15 protein-coding genes and 1 riboswitch are annotated in these 14,566 nt (G+C 40.7%); of the genes, 10 read left to right on the top strand and 5 right to left on the bottom strand.

Annotated features, from left to right (window positions below; all coding sequences use genetic code 11):
* Positions 1–114: 114 nt before the first annotated feature.
* The 8 genes from pabB to mntP all read left to right on the top strand — a co-directional run bounded on the left by pabB (position 115) and on the right by mntP (position 8,332).
* On the top strand, positions 115–1,485 hold the full coding sequence (gene pabB / locus BM100_RS06970; RefSeq protein WP_092509301.1) for an aminodeoxychorismate synthase component 1: 1,371 nt from the start codon (positions 115–117) through the stop codon (positions 1,483–1,485).
* Complete coding sequence (locus BM100_RS06965) at positions 1,482–2,051, top strand: CoA pyrophosphatase (RefSeq protein WP_092509299.1); 570 nt, start codon at positions 1,482–1,484, stop codon at positions 2,049–2,051. The genes pabB and BM100_RS06965 overlap by 4 nt, the downstream gene beginning before the upstream one ends.
* A 170-nt stretch (positions 2,052–2,221) precedes the next feature.
* On the top strand, positions 2,222–3,586 hold the full coding sequence (locus BM100_RS06960; RefSeq protein ID WP_092509297.1) for an L-serine ammonia-lyase: 1,365 nt from the start codon (positions 2,222–2,224) through the stop codon (positions 3,584–3,586).
* A 557-nt stretch (positions 3,587–4,143) separates the two neighbouring features.
* Positions 4,144–5,109 (top strand): PTS mannose transporter subunit IIAB, encoded by a 966-nt coding sequence (manX, locus tag BM100_RS06955; protein ID WP_092509295.1) that lies wholly within the window; start codon positions 4,144–4,146, stop codon positions 5,107–5,109.
* Positions 5,110–5,193: 84 nt separating this feature from the next.
* Positions 5,194–5,994: a PTS mannose/fructose/sorbose transporter subunit IIC gene (locus BM100_RS06950; protein WP_092509293.1), complete on the top strand. Its 801-nt coding sequence runs from the start codon at positions 5,194–5,196 to the stop codon at positions 5,992–5,994.
* Between the two features lie 13 nt (positions 5,995–6,007).
* The gene (locus BM100_RS06945) at positions 6,008–6,856 is read left to right on the top strand and encodes a PTS mannose transporter subunit IID (RefSeq protein ID WP_092509291.1); all 849 of its coding nucleotides are present in this window, start codon (positions 6,008–6,010) and stop codon (positions 6,854–6,856) included.
* A gap of 108 nt (positions 6,857–6,964) precedes the next feature.
* Positions 6,965–7,420, top strand: coding sequence for a DUF986 family protein (locus BM100_RS06940; protein ID WP_092509289.1), 456 nt, complete (start codon positions 6,965–6,967; stop codon positions 7,418–7,420).
* A 77-nt stretch (positions 7,421–7,497) separates the two neighbouring features.
* A riboswitch (yybP-ykoY riboswitch) is annotated at positions 7,498–7,613 on the top strand.
* Positions 7,614–7,750: 137 nt separating this feature from the next.
* Entirely contained in the window at positions 7,751–8,332 is a 582-nt protein-coding gene (gene mntP / locus BM100_RS06935; RefSeq protein ID WP_139216940.1) for a manganese efflux pump MntP, read from the top strand.
* 185 nt (positions 8,333–8,517) lie between these two features.
* Here the strand turns inward: mntP and BM100_RS06930 are convergent, their stop codons facing one another.
* The 4 genes from BM100_RS06930 to gltS all read right to left on the bottom strand — a co-directional run bounded on the left by BM100_RS06930 (position 8,518) and on the right by gltS (position 12,486).
* Positions 8,518–8,868: a RidA family protein gene (locus BM100_RS06930; RefSeq protein ID WP_092509285.1), complete on the bottom strand. Its 351-nt coding sequence runs from the start codon at positions 8,866–8,868 to the stop codon at positions 8,518–8,520.
* Between the two features lie 6 nt (positions 8,869–8,874).
* Entirely contained in the window at positions 8,875–10,116 is a 1,242-nt protein-coding gene (locus BM100_RS06925) for a D-amino acid dehydrogenase (RefSeq protein ID WP_092509283.1), read from the bottom strand.
* Positions 10,117–10,172: 56 nt separating this feature from the next.
* Positions 10,173–11,078 carry a LysR family transcriptional regulator gene (locus BM100_RS06920; RefSeq protein ID WP_092509281.1) on the bottom strand — a complete coding sequence of 302 codons (906 nt, stop codon included), beginning with the start codon at positions 11,076–11,078 and terminating at the stop codon, positions 10,173–10,175.
* 202 nt (positions 11,079–11,280) lie between these two features.
* Complete coding sequence (gene gltS / locus BM100_RS06915; protein ID WP_092509279.1) at positions 11,281–12,486, bottom strand: sodium/glutamate symporter; 1,206 nt, start codon at positions 12,484–12,486, stop codon at positions 11,281–11,283.
* 379 nt (positions 12,487–12,865) lie between these two features.
* Here gltS and BM100_RS06910 point away from each other — a divergent pair, with 379 nt between their 5' ends.
* Together BM100_RS06910 and BM100_RS06905 are read left to right on the top strand one after the other, a co-directional pair.
* Positions 12,866–13,225 carry a hypothetical protein gene (locus BM100_RS06910; protein ID WP_092509277.1) on the top strand — a complete coding sequence of 120 codons (360 nt, stop codon included), beginning with the start codon at positions 12,866–12,868 and terminating at the stop codon, positions 13,223–13,225.
* Between the two features lie 65 nt (positions 13,226–13,290).
* Positions 13,291–13,617, top strand: a complete 327-nt coding sequence (locus tag BM100_RS06905) for a hypothetical protein (RefSeq protein ID WP_092509275.1) — start codon at positions 13,291–13,293, stop codon at positions 13,615–13,617.
* Between the two features lie 100 nt (positions 13,618–13,717).
* Here BM100_RS06905 and rlmA read toward each other — a convergent pair whose 3' ends face one another.
* The gene (gene rlmA / locus BM100_RS06900) at positions 13,718–14,533 is read right to left on the bottom strand and encodes a 23S rRNA (guanine(745)-N(1))-methyltransferase (RefSeq protein WP_092509273.1); all 816 of its coding nucleotides are present in this window, start codon (positions 14,531–14,533) and stop codon (positions 13,718–13,720) included.
* Between the last annotated feature and the right edge of the window lie 33 nt (positions 14,534–14,566).

Raw genomic sequence — 14,566 nt, 5'->3', positions numbered from 1 at the left:
CAGGAGTGAGATTCTCTGCTAATCTCCTTGGGTTAATACACGACTTCTCATCACGTGTTAATGACCTCTAAAAACACTGACTGAGAATTGCCAAACGCTGACACTAATTCCATCATGAATACTGCATTACAAAAAAAACAACTACCATATTCTCCTGATCTTGCGATTCATTATTTCGCTCCGTTATCCGCTTCCCCTTGGGCAATGCTGCTACATTCAGGAGCAGCCGAACATCCGCACAATCGATTTGATATTTTTGTCTCTGAGCCGATAGCGACACTGGTTACCCGGGGCGAAACAACTGAAATCCGCCTGGCTGATGAAACTTCTTTTTCTCAAGAAGACCCTTTCCTTTTGTTGAAAAAATACCTCAATGCCTGTGATATCTCCCCAGCGTTTGATCCTGAATTGCCTTTTCAGGGAGGAGCACTGGGTATATGGGGATACGACCTTGGCCGCAGGGTTGAAAAGTTACCAACCATTGCTGCAAATGAGCTGGATTTTCCTGATATGGCCATAGGCATCTACGATTGGGCCGTGATTGTTGATCATCAGCAACAGAAAGCAACCTTACTGAGCTATCAAAATATCGATAAAAGGCTGGCGTGGCTGCAATCATTGCAGGAAAATAAAGAATCCCATTTTTCCCTGACCAATCAGTGGAAATCAAATATGACTGAGCAACAATATCACGAAAAAATTGCTCAAATTCATCGCTATCTACAAAGTGGGGATTGCTACCAAATCAATTTATCACAGCGCTTTCAGGCTAATTATCAAGGAGATGAATGGCAAGCATTCACTCAACTCAATGAAAGCAATCGGGCGCCCTTTTCTGCTTTTATCCGTTTGCCTGAACATTGCATTATCAGTGTTTCACCAGAACGTTTTATTCTGCTGGAAGATAAACAAATTCAGACTCGCCCGATTAAGGGAACTTTGCCACGCCGACAAGATCCGGTAGAGGATCAATTGCAGGCTGAAAAATTAGCCAGTTCTCGGAAAGACCGTGCTGAAAACCTGATGATTGTTGATTTATTAAGAAATGATATCGGCCGAGTTGCTAAACCAGGTTCAGTCAAAGTGCCTGAATTATTTGTCGTGGAACCTTTTCCCGCTGTACACCATTTAGTCAGCACCATTACAGCAACATTGCCTGATGAATACCACGCCACCGATCTGCTCCGTGCCTGTTTTCCCGGCGGTTCAATTACCGGAGCGCCTAAAATCAGGGCGATGGAAATCATTGAAGAATTAGAGCCACATCGCAGACATGGATATTGTGGCGCTATCGGCTATATCAGTTTCTGCGGTACAATGGATAGCAATATCACTATTCGTACCTTACTGACAGAAAAAGGAAAAATTTACTGTTGGGCAGGAGGTGGTATCGTTGCAGATAGCATTGCTGAAAAAGAATATCAGGAAACTTTTGATAAACTAGGGCGGATTTTGCCGCAATTAGGGGAACTTGATATACCATGACATCACTTTCTGACTTCATTCATCGGTTTCAATTACAACTTCCCGCGCAGCCAGCACAATTGGCGTGCAACCAGCGTAATGCCGCGGTATTGCTGCCGATTATATGCAAGCCAGAACCAACGCTTTTATTGACACAACGCTCCCGGAATCTCCGCTCCCATGCAGGCCAGATTGCCTTTCCGGGCGGAGCTGCTGATCCTGAAGATCCTTCATTGATTGTCACTGCATTGCGTGAGGCAGAAGAAGAAGTCAATATTCCACAAGACGAAGTGCAAATCCTGGGGCAATTGTTTCCCTTGGACAGCAGCGGGGGTTATCGCGTTACACCTGTCATCGGCCTGATTCCCCCTTCGCTCTCTTTGCGGACCAATCCAACCGAAGTAGCCAAAATGTTTGAAGTCCCGTTATTTGATGTGCTGTCTATCGCCCATTACAGATATGTGGATATAAAGCGCCGCAATCGGCTGCACAGGGTCTACTTTTACTGGCATCAAGAACAGATGATCTGGGGACTCACTGCCGGGATCCTTTACCAACTAGCACAACAAGTTCAAAAAACACTCTAGGCAGGATATAAAATGTTATAAATCTGTATATTATTTATCCATGATCATATCAATTGCTATTATAATTAAAAAAAAACTGTAAACTCCTTTATCAACACTACTAAATAACAGTAAAGTAGCGCGCTTTTAATATAAATAACTATATCTCTTTCTTCTTAAAGGAGTCTGGCGTGATTAGCGTTTTCGACATGTTTAAGGTGGGTATTGGCCCATCCAGCTCTCATACTGTTGGCCCTATGAAAGCAGGCAAACAATTTGTCGATGATCTTGTAAACCAAGGAGTAATGTCCTCTATCACGCGTGTAGCTGTTGATGTATACGGCTCACTTTCATTAACCGGGAAAGGCCACCATACAGATATCGCTATCATCATGGGTCTGGCAGGCAACATGCCAGCGACAGTTGATATTGATTCAATTCCAGGTTTTATTCGTGATGTTGAGCATACTCAACGTTTGCCACTGGCAAATGGTTTACACGTAGTCGATTTCCCTCGCGATGGAGGCATGAACTTCCGTAGCGATAACCTGTCACTGCACGAAAATGGCATGCAGATCCATGCCTTCGCTGGTGATGAAAAAGTATACAGTAAAACCTATTACTCTATCGGTGGTGGCTTTATTGTTGATGAAGAACATTTTGGCAAACCATCTCAAGATACCAAGCCTGTTTCTTATCCATACAGTTCTGCATCCGAACTGCTGATGAACTGCAAAAAAACAGGTTTGTCCGTTTCTGGCTTGATGATGAAAAACGAATTGGATTTACACAGCCAAGAAGAAATTGCTGAGTATTTCGAAGATGTATGGTCAACCATGCAAGCCTGTATTGACCGTGGTCTGAATACAGAAGGTGTATTGCCGGGGCCATTGCGTGTTCCTCGCCGTGCGGCAGCACTGCACCGCATGCTGACTTCATCCAATAGTTTTTCCAATGACCCAATGAATGTTGTTGATCTGGTCAATATGTTTGCATTGGCTGTCAATGAAGAAAATGCCGCGGGCGGCCGCGTTGTAACCGCGCCAACCAACGGTGCATGTGGTATCGTGCCGGCAGTGCTTGCTTACTACAACCACTGCATTGAGCCAGTTACCCCTGAGCTGTATACCCGCTATTTCCTGGCTTCCGGCGCTGTTGGCATCTTGTACAAGATGAATGCTTCTATTTCTGGTGCCGAAGTAGGTTGTCAGGGAGAAGTCGGTGTTGCCTGTTCAATGGCGGCAGCTGGTCTTGCTGAATTACTTGGTGCTAGCCCAGAGCAAGTTTGTATCGCGGCAGAAATTGGCATGGAACACAACCTCGGCCTGACCTGCGACCCAGTGGCAGGCCAAGTGCAAGTTCCATGTATTGAGCGCAACGCGATTGCATCTGTCAAAGCAATCAACGCAGCTCGCATGGCATTGCGTCGTACCAGCGAGCCACGTGTTTCACTCGATAAAGTTATTGAAACAATGTACGAAACAGGTAAAGACATGAACGCAAAATACCGTGAAACTTCACGCGGTGGTTTGGCAATAAAAGTTCAGTGTGATTAATATAAGACCACTCATTAATATAAAAATGAGTGATTTTTCTACCTATTTTTTACTACATTCAGTCCTTATATAAAATCATATCCCTGTCATTTGGCAGGGATATTTTTTTGGCTGAAACGGATCACTAAAGTACTTTATTTTACATTTCGCCATAAAAACATCGCAAAAATTTTACACAAAGATTAACAAAATGTTACCGGAAACAGAATAATTAACTTCAAAAACATAATATTGAAATATTTAATAACACAAAATATTCTATGGAAAGTAAAAAATCTCTTTTTGGGCTATGAAAATAGTCTATCTTAATTTTTCTGACTGATAGCAATTTTCTTAAAAGCATCAAATGATAATCTAACGACATATTTTCTTATGTAACGAAATATAACACCATGAGAAATTAAATATTGAGATAGATTATTGATGTGATTTTATCTATTCAACTATCAATAATTGCTGGTAGAAAACAATCATTGGTAGAAGGTGCCATACTTTAGAAATATTGCGCGTGAGCTTGCTGTAAATCTGAGTTCAATAGTTACAGAAGGGGAAAATAAGTGAGTATAGCCATTATGATTGGCACACATGGGTCCGCGGCAGAGCAATTGCTTCATACCGCTGAGATGTTGATTGGAGAACAAGAAAACGTTTCCTATATCGACTTCGTACCCGGTGAAAATGCTGATACGTTATTTGATAAGTACAACAAAAAACTGGAATCGCTTGATACAACACAAGGGGTTTTATTTTTTGTCGATACTTGGGGCGGTAGCCCGTTCAATGCCGCAAACCGCATCGCAGTTGATAAAGATAATTACGAAATTATCACTGGAGTTAATATTCCGATGCTGGTTGAAGCCTTTATGTGTCGCGATGACGACCCATCCATGGAAGAACTGGTTTCAGTAGCATTGGAAACAGGCAAAGAAGGGATCCGCGCCCTGAAAACAGAACCCGCTGAAGAGCCGGCAAAACCTGAGCAGACCAAACCAGCAGCACCCACAATTGCACCTGTTTCAGCCCCTTCCGAGGGCTGCCACATGAAAATAGCCCTTGCACGAATTGACGATCGTCTCATCCACGGTCAAGTCGCTACCCGCTGGACTAAAGAAACTAACGTCAAGCGTATCATTGTGGTCAGTGATGAAGTTGCTCAAGATACGGTGCGCTCTACTCTACTGAAACAAGTCGCTCCTCCCGGAGTTAGCGCACACGTTATTGATGTTGCAAAATGTGTTCGCGTTTACAACAACCCTAAATACGCAGGTGAACGCGTTATGTTGCTGTTCACTAATCCAACCGATGTACTGCGCATTGTCGAAGGCGGAGTCACTCTGGAGTCTATAAATATCGGCGGCATGGCTTTCCGTCAAGGAAGAACCCAGATCAACAATGCCATTTCCGTTGACAAAGATGATATTGACGCCTTTGAAAAACTGAACGCCCGTGGCATTGAATTGGAGGCTCGCAAAGTCGCCAGCGATACCCGCTTGAATATGATGGATCTGCTCAAAAAAGCTTAAAAAACAAAAACAGATGTCATTTTATTAACCATTACTCAATAACAAAGTTCTTACCAAATTACATTTGGTTATAGGAGAAAAACAATGGAAATTACCGTTGTTCAGCTTGTGTTGATATTCATCGTTGCCTGTATTGCAGGTATGGGTTCTATTCTCGATGAATTTCAATTTCACCGCCCTTTGGTTGCCTGTACGTTAGTCGGCTTGGTTCTTGGTGATATGAAGACCGGTATCATTATCGGTGGTACGCTGGAAATGATCGCGCTTGGATGGATGAATATCGGCGCAGCAGTCGCTCCCGATGCGGCTCTGGCCTCCATTATTTCAACCATTCTGGTTATTGCCGGCGGGCAAGATGTCGGTGCCGGCATTGCCTTGGCCATCCCTCTGGCTGCCGCTGGGCAAGTATTGACCATTATCGTTCGTACTCTGACTGTTGGTTTCCAGCATGCCGGCGATAAGGCGGCAGAAAACGGCAATCTTCGTGCAATCACTGTGCTGCATATCTCCGCGTTGATGTTGCAGGCGATGAGAATCGCTATCCCTGCCCTGGTTGTCGCTATATCAGTCGGAACATCTGAAGTTCAGCACATGTTGAATTCCATCCCGCAGGTTGTGACCAGCGGATTGAATATCGCAGGCGGCATGATTGTGGTTGTTGGTTATGCAATGGTGATTAACATGATGCGTGCCGGTTATCTGATGCCATTCTTCTACCTTGGTTTCGTTACCGCTGCCTTTACTGATTTCAACCTTGTTGCATTAGGTGTAATTGGTGTGGTTATGGCTATCCTGTATATCCAACTTAGCCCTAAATACAACCAATCTCAGGCTGCCGCCCCTGCCGGCAATACCTCAAACGACCTTGATAACGAATTAGATTAAGAGGATAAACAACATGTCAGAGACAACAAATATAGGTCAGAAAAAACTGACACGAAGCGATATCCGTGGTGTTGTCCTCCGCTCTAACTTATTTCAGGGTTCATGGAACTTTGAACGTATGCAGGCACTCGGTTTCTGCTTTTCAATGGTTCCGGCCATTCGTCGCTTATATCCTGAAAACACTGAAGAAAGAAAACAGGCTATCAAACGCCACATGGAATTCTTCAACACTCATCCTTATGTTGCTGCACCAATCCTTGGTGTCACGATGGCAATGGAAGAGCAACGTGCCAACGGCGCTGACATTGATGACGGTGCCATCAACGGTATCAAAGTTGGGTTAATGGGGCCTCTGGCCGGTGTCGGCGACCCAATTTTCTGGGGCACCGTTCGTCCGGTATTTGCGGCCCTTGGTGCCGGGATTGCCATGAGCGGCAGCATGCTTGGGCCTATCCTGTTTTTCGTCCTGTTCAATTTGGTACGACTGATTACCCGTTACTTTGGTGTATCCTATGGCTATAAAAAAGGTCTGGATATCGTTAAAGATATGGGCGGCGGTTTCTTGCAAAAAATGACAGAAGGAGCCTCAATTCTTGGCTTATTTGTCATGGGAGCGCTGGTTAATAAATGGACAAGGGTCGATATTCCGTTGGTCGTTTCTGAAGTTCCGGATCCAATCACCGGTGTAGTTAAGGTGACTACCGTCCAGACTATTCTGGATCAGTTAATGCCGGGTTTAATGCCACTGCTGCTCACATTCGGTTGTATGTGGCTATTGCGGAAAAAAGTTAACCCGCTATGGATAATCGTTGGGTTCTTCATTTTGGGGATCGTCGGCTTCCGCTTTGGTTTCCTGGGTTAGAACCAGTTTTTCTACATCGCTTCAAGAAATGGGGAGGTTTTGCTTCCCCATTTCTTTATTAAAAAACAAGATAAAATGCCCATTCATTGTGAGAAATAGGAATGAAAAATGAGCCTGAATGATGCCCTCTTGATGATTTTGATTGCGTTAATGCTCGCTTTTTCAATTTATGATGAATTTATTATCGACCGGCTCAAGGGAAAAACGCTATTAAGCATAAAACTAAAAAGAAAACAGCGCATTGATGCCCTAATATTCATTATTTTGATCGTCATTGTTATTTACAATAATGTCTCGTCACATGGCAGCCAATTCACAACTTATTTATTGTCATTTATCATTTTAATAACGTTATATCTGGGTTATATTCGCTCGCCAAAGTTAATATTCAAACAACAAGGTTTTTATTATTCCAATCGTTTTTTTTCTTATGACAATATTAAATCAATGAATCTCTCTGAAGATGGCATTCTTATGATGGAATTGGAACAGAATAAAATATATATCTCAGTAACAAATTTGGATGATTTAGAGAAAATTTATCAATTTCTTGTCAGAAAATAATAATGATTATCATTATCGAAATCATGCAAAATAGATGAGAAAATATTTTTTGCCTTTTATTCTGGTTATGATATTGTCCGTTTCAGTCATTGGGGAGTAGCCTGTTCCGGATAATATCTGGAAAATTCGTATCAACATACTCGTTTAAAATAAAACGTGGTACGAATGCCGAAGAGTCTCAAATTTATTGATCAATGTTAATTTTCGATAACTTAATCAATAAAAAATAGATGGATTCTACTCGGTTGGCAAGACCATAGGCACATAACAACACCGTTAGGTTGGGGGTGAGTTGTGTGTATATGGAATTCCCCGACCGAGGCTGTTTTGATGAGTTTTTACACTATACTTGTTCTTTCACTCGCGCTTTCCATGGATGCTTTTGCCGCAGCGATAGGGAAAGGAGCCGCCCTTAAACGCCCCCGTTTCCGTGAAGCTATCCGTACAGGCATTATCTTTGGTTCAGTGGAAGCCGTCACACCTTTAATCGGGTGGTCATTGGGGCTTTATGCCAGCCAATACATTATGGAATGGGATCACTGGATAGCCTTCACATTGCTGCTCATTCTTGGCTCCAGAATGATTATTGAAAGTCTCAAGCAAGAATCTGGAGCAACCCAAAAAAACGCATCCCAACACAGTTCAACGACATTAATCTTCACGGCCATCGCCACCAGCCTTGATGCCATGGTCATGGGGGTGAGTTTAGCCCTCCTGCAAGTCGATATTGTGCACACTGCAATGACAATTGGCCTGATGACCATGATTATGGCTACATTGGGAATGCTGATTGGTCGCTATATTGGCCCTCTACTGGGCAAAAAAGCAGAATTGATGGGTGGAATAATATTAATTATTATTGGATTTAATATCTTATTCGAACACCTTAAATTATTTATGTATGCAGAGTAATCAACTAAAAAATCGGCATATGCATATAAATTAATAAAGAAATGAATTAACAAAACAAGAAATTAGCAAAAAATAGATTGCCTGAACTGCACCTGAAAAATGAAATTAACAAGGTGCAGTTATTAATAATTCAATATCATATGGAGGGGTTAACAGACCCCACCTTTTCGCTAAATTGCCAATATTTACAGTTGCGCTGCCGTTACCATAATTTCGACAAGGACTTGTTCGCGTGCCATGTTGGCTTCAACAGCGGCTCGAGCAGGACTATTTTCTGTCGGCATCCAAGATACCCAAACGTCATTAAAGGCTTCAAAATCATGTTTTATGTCCTTGAGCCAAACTTGGGCAGAAAGAATGCGTGTTTTATTGCTATTCCCGGCGGCCAGCAGTGCATCGATTTTCGCGAGCACTTCTTTAGTTTGTTGAGTAATATCGCCTGAAAAATCATTGGGGATTTGGCCTGATAAGTAGATTAATCCTGCATATTCAACACTATCAGCTAAACGTGGTTTGGGGTTATTTCGTTTTATCATTACGTCTTACCTCGTTAATCCTGCTAAAGAAATAGGTGAAGTCTGTTCTGTAATTAATTGACTGAGTATTGCAGCACTTCCTGCGGCTAATGTGAAACCTAAGCTTCCATGCCCAATATTTAACCATAAATTAGCATAATCGGATTTACCTAAAATTGGTAAACCTGTTGGTGTTGATGGACGTAAACCGCTCCATGTTTCTGCTTCATCCATATTCGGTAGTTCTGGAAACGTTTTTTGAATAATATTTTTTAACGCCGTTATTCTATTATTACGCAACCCAGATTTATCATAACCAATATCAACCATCGCAGCGATACGTAATTGTTGGCCTAATTTAGCATAAACAATTTTATTGCCGTAATCGGTGATATTTATTTTCGGTAAATCATGTGATTTTTGTGGGTAAGGTACACTTAAGCTATAGCCTTTCAGACCCAGGATAGGCACATTTATACCAAGTGATTGCAATAACTCTCGGCTTTTATTACCGGCACAGATAATGACATCATCGGAAAAAATAGTTCCCTGGTGAGTGGCAACTCCAATAATGCGGTTATTTTTTTTAATAAAGGATTTAACTGAATGTTGTAAACGCAAATTAAATTGTGGTTGTGTCAATAAATATTTCAACAACCTTTGGCAGAATAAGTAGCAGTCCGCATTTTCATCGTCTGGCGAATAAATGGCACCTACTAACTGTGACTGAATGTTTTTTAATGACGGTTCTAAAGAAACCGTTTCTTGTGCATTCAAAACTTGCTGAAATTGGCTATCGATCGTTTCACACGCTTTTTGAAAGCTTTTTTTATCGCGGTAAATAATTAACTTTCCTGATTTTTCCCATAAAAAATCATCAATATTCCCATTTGTACGCCATACTTCCATGATTTTTTGGCTTAATAACGAAAGCCGCAGTAAATGAGCCCCATTAACTTTATTGGTTTTTCGATTACAGGCCAAAGTAAACTGCGCTAACCAAGACCACTGCTGTAAAGAGAATTGAATATTTAAGTTCAGCGGTGAATCATCTTTCCCCATCCAGCACAACCCCTGCAATGGAACACCGGCATCCGCAAGAGGAGAAACATAACGATAACTGAGCTGCCCACCATTGGCAAAACTGGTTTGCATCCCAACATCTGATTCTGATTCCAACAGAGTGACGATTTGGCCTGCTTTAATTAAAGCATATGCAGTGCTTAACCCAATCACACCGGCACCAATAACCACCACATGTTTTTTCATAATTATCCGCAACCAATAATAACTGGAGAGTCCTTATTTAACGGCGGATAAGCCAACTAATCAATTGAGTTTTCATTGCCAGAGTATAACCTTTGGTTAAGTAATTTATTTCTCCTCTCAAGAGTAAGTGATAGCGTATTTACATAGTTTTGAGCCGCCTTAGTTAGCGGTTTATCTGCCCGATGAAAAACGGATACTGCTAAATGTAAGTTTTCTTTTAAGGGGTAGATCATGAATTCTGGCAAGGTATGTTCAGCGGAAAAGATATCCGTGATACTGCATCCTAACCCTGCCTGCACAAACTCCGCAGCCATATGATAAGTATGAACACTAACATTGGAAGCCGGAAGCTCTTGGTATTGCAACAGTAATTGCACAAGGGAGTCTGAGCCAGGATGAATCCAACGCTCTTTATCAATATCAGCTAATGAAACAGGGGATTGCTTTCTTATATTATCGATATAAACAAGCGGAATTTCGGCGATTGGCAGAACCGTAATGCCTCCTTCAATAGCCAAATTGAAACCAATGCCAATATCTAAATCCTGCTGTGTTAATAATTGTAAAATATCAACCGTATGATGAGTGCCAATGGTTAGTTTTATATTGGGGTGTTTTTTAATGAACTGGGCAGTGACTTCCGGTACTAAGCTCAAACCTAAGCTAGGCAAGCAACCAATCGCCAGTTTCCCCTGCGGATCCTTGGCTAAATTTTGTGCCAGTATTCTTAACCGATCTAAATTTCGGTAAACAACCTTTGCTTCATCAAAGAGCTGCAATGCTTCATCAGTGGGTAATAACTTCCCTCTGATGCGTTGGAATAAAGCAAGACCCAATTGTTGTTCAGCATGCTTAAGCGCCTTACTGGCAGCAGGTTGAGATATGTGTAAAACTTCTGCCGCTCGGGTTAGTGAACCGCAAGTCATCACGGCATAAAAAATATCGAGGTGTCTTAGTTTCATCTTTAGTAGTCTGCAAGCTGTTATTCTTTTTAGAAAATATTTTATCTAAAAAAATGATAACAATCAGATAACTCAGTCACTAAATAGTTTACAAAAAGACAATTTACCGTGAATTTTCAAAGAAAAAAATAGATAAAACTCAGTGATTTCCCCATACATTTTTGTTATACGAGCAAACCACTGATGAGATACAGTGATGAACTTAAGTAAGGTAGGCGCTAATTTCAATAAAGATTTTAATTAGAATGCTGTTTGAAATATCAACAATAAAGGCACCAACCATGGGTACAATAAGGAAAGCTTTATGTGACGGAGCGAAGGCCTTAGTTATTGTCTGCATATTCGCAATAGCGGTTGGCGTTGCCCCCATGCCGAAACCACAATGCCCCGCACTAATAACGACCGCATCATAATCTTTGCCCATCATTTTGAATGTCACAAAACAAGCAAATAACACCATCACAACAGCCTGTGCTGCGATAATGATTAATACTGGGCCCGCCATGCTGGCCAGTTGACCGAATTTCAATGACATTAATGCCATCGCCAAGAAGAGTGATAAGGCCACGCTGCCTAAAACATCCACGGTTGGCTCAAAAACCTCATGTTTAAAAACATGCGCCAACACGTTACGAATAGTGATCCCGACAAATAAACACCATACAAAAGTCGGCATTTGAAAAATGGTATCTTTAAATAAGGTGCTGATATAACCGCCCACAACAATACAGATGATCATCATTGAGATGGTTTCAATCACATTATTGGCATTAATTTTCCTTTTAACGCTAGGTTGCTCAAAAATCTCAACAACCGTATCACGTTCTTGCTCTGTTGCTTTCGGTATTGTGACTTTTTTCAATAAGTGCCTTGCAACAGGCCCACCGATTAAGCCCCCCAAAACCAGCCCCATGGTCGCACAGGCCATAGCTAATTCAACGGCACCTGTCACACCGTATTTGTCAGCTAAAATTGGCCCCCAAGCACCGGCGTTACCATGGCCTCCCGTTAATGTGACAGAGCCTGCAATTAGACCAATAAACGGACTTTCATTCATCATCACAGCCATACTTATACCGACCGTATTTTGGATGGCAATAAGGATTGTGACTGCAACAGTCAATAATACAAGTGGCTTTCCCCCTTTTATCAAGCGAGAAAAATCAGAACTTAATCCAATAGAAGAGAAAAAACTCACCATTAACAAATTTTGTAATGAAGTATCAAATATAAATGTATATCCAATTGCCTTATCAACAATTAATAGAATAATCGCAACAATGAACCCACCAATAACGGCTTCTGGAATATGGTTTTTTTGCAAAAAAGGAGTGTGTTTAACCACAAACATACCAATGAGCAAAGCTAAACATGCCACTAGTAATGTATAACTGGCATTTAAAATCATTCTTTTTACCTCACGTCAGTTTACCAGATCCTTCACTGTTACTATTTAATATTGGTATTTAACAACAGTGATCAATCAAATTACTTTGGTTACCTTTTGTTTGACAATGAGTTTTTATTAGGTACCTATAACTTTTAGTTAACCTTATTTTTAAATAACTAACCAAGTTTAGTCTGGTAAAACGCGTTAAGAGCGCCAAAGATAAGCAAAAAACAAAAACAAAAACAAAAACAAAAACAAAAACAAAAACAAAAACAAAAAAAACAATACATTGAACAACCATCTTAAACATAATGGATAAATGCTATTTCATTAACTAAGATTAGATAACTATTTGGAGTTTTTTAAACAAAATACTGAATTAGAGAGGAAGCATATTATGAACGATTTCTTCTTTTTTAACCAAGGTTATTATATTAATCATTTAAGAGAAAATGAAATTATTAGTTGTCGATCTTTCGGCCCTAAAGCTGGTTTTTGCAGTGCAATTTCCATATATATTTTAAAAAAAATAATGGATGAAACATATCAATCCGATTACAACCTATCGCATAATTTTATGGAGTATTTTATGAGTGTAGAAAATTTCAAATTCCCATCACTCCAAAATGCATTCAATATAGCCAAAAAGCATTCAGAAATAATCTATCAACGTGGAAAAGGTGCATTATCCAGCCAACAGTTTCATTTTAATATTGACATGATTTTTATACAAAAAAAACACAAAGTAATCCTTTAGGGGGTTATGGATTTACAGGAGGCAATTTCCCTGACGAAGGCTGTGCTCTTTTATTATTAGGTGTCATGGAATATGAAAAGACCGCTGAAATCCCTATAAATACACTATATAATCATGATATGAATACATTATATTCATCACCAGATGCAGAATTTTTAAATCATGTTGGACTTGTTTTTTGGAATAAGGAAAGCTTATTTGTATTTGACCCCAATACTGGTGGAAAATTGGAAAAAATAAGTAGATTCACAATAGATAGAATAGAAATCGCTATAAATAGCATGTACGCTCACTTAAAAAGTGAGAGTCGAGTTAGAATCATGTATTCATATCTCCCGGATTTCAGCGAAGCAGGTGATAATCATATTAATCATATTCTTGATAAGATGTAATTGCTAAGATATACAGCTAACGTTTTGTGAGTGTTTATTATTATTTAATTAATCTTATAAACTAAATTAATACTCACAAAACGCCACACTTCTATGGTGATTAAATACGTTGATATACCTTCAACATAAAATCGGCTTCACAATTAAATTCTTTTTCCGATAGCAATTTGGTTTTAATTTCTTCCGACGCACGCCACGCAAAAGGTGTCATTTGCAATAAATTATGGGCTTGTTCGCCATCCAGCAACATGGGATAAGACAGCGTTTCCGTTGAAATCAGCTCAAATCCTACCCACTGTTCCTGATTTTCAGGGTGCAAATGCACTTCTTGATAAATCAATTCCTTTAATTGGTATAAATGTCGTGTGCCGGGTGTCACGGTTAAAACAATGCCATCGGGTTTCACCACTCGCGCTAATTCCGTTGCTTTGCACGGCGCATAAATCCGCAAAATGCCATCCAGAGAACTATCTGAAAATGGTAATCGGTGACTGGATGCCACACAAAAATTGACTTTGGAATACCGTTTAGCTGCATAACGAACAGCCACTTTTGCCACGTCTAAACCATAGACTGCCAAATTTCGATGGCAACTTAATTGTGCCTGTACTGCTGCGGTGTAATAACCTTCACCACAACCAATATCCAGCAACATCCCTGCATTTTCTGGCAAATATTCGTTAAGTAAATCAACGGATTTTTGTTGTAAAGAGCGATAATGCCCCGAATGCAGAAACGCCCTTCTTGCTTGCATCATCTCCACACTATCACCCGGCTCCTTTGAACGTTTATGTTGAACGGGCAATAAATTGACATACCCCTCTTTTGCACGATCAAACTGGTGATTATTGTTACAACGCCATTGATTGTGAACAAACGACAATGGAGAGTGGCATAAAGGACATTGATAAGACATAACATACCGGTGGATAGGAGAAACAGGGGGCAT

It is taken from the genome of Xenorhabdus mauleonii, from assembly GCF_900113945.1.
Classification (GTDB): Bacteria; Pseudomonadota; Gammaproteobacteria; order Enterobacterales; family Enterobacteriaceae; genus Xenorhabdus; species Xenorhabdus mauleonii.
Note: the sequence above shows the minus strand (reverse complement) of the source record. Positions and strands in the feature narration are given on the sequence as shown.

Coding starts and splice junctions, on each gene's coding strand:
- pabB (WP_092509301.1), top strand. CDS start 115: ATGAATACTGCATTACAAAAAAAACAACTACCATATTCTCCTGATCTT.
- BM100_RS06965 (WP_092509299.1), top strand. CDS start 1,482: ATGACATCACTTTCTGACTTCATTCATCGGTTTCAATTACAACTTCCC.
- BM100_RS06950 (WP_092509293.1), top strand. CDS start 5,194: ATGGAAATTACCGTTGTTCAGCTTGTGTTGATATTCATCGTTGCCTGT.
- BM100_RS06945 (WP_092509291.1), top strand. CDS start 6,008: ATGTCAGAGACAACAAATATAGGTCAGAAAAAACTGACACGAAGCGAT.
- BM100_RS06940 (WP_092509289.1), top strand. CDS start 6,965: ATGAGCCTGAATGATGCCCTCTTGATGATTTTGATTGCGTTAATGCTC.
- mntP (WP_139216940.1), top strand. CDS start 7,751: ATGAGTTTTTACACTATACTTGTTCTTTCACTCGCGCTTTCCATGGAT.
- BM100_RS06930 (WP_092509285.1), bottom strand. CDS start 8,868: ATGATAAAACGAAATAACCCCAAACCACGTTTAGCTGATAGTGTTGAA.
- BM100_RS06925 (WP_092509283.1), bottom strand. CDS start 10,116: ATGAAAAAACATGTGGTGGTTATTGGTGCCGGTGTGATTGGGTTAAGC.
- BM100_RS06920 (WP_092509281.1), bottom strand. CDS start 11,078: ATGAAACTAAGACACCTCGATATTTTTTATGCCGTGATGACTTGCGGT.
- gltS (WP_092509279.1), bottom strand. CDS start 12,486: ATGATTTTAAATGCCAGTTATACATTACTAGTGGCATGTTTAGCTTTG.
- BM100_RS06910 (WP_092509277.1), top strand. CDS start 12,866: ATGAACGATTTCTTCTTTTTTAACCAAGGTTATTATATTAATCATTTA.
- BM100_RS06905 (WP_092509275.1), top strand. CDS start 13,291: ATGGAATATGAAAAGACCGCTGAAATCCCTATAAATACACTATATAAT.
- rlmA (WP_092509273.1), bottom strand. CDS start 14,533: ATGTCTTATCAATGTCCTTTATGCCACTCTCCATTGTCGTTTGTTCAC.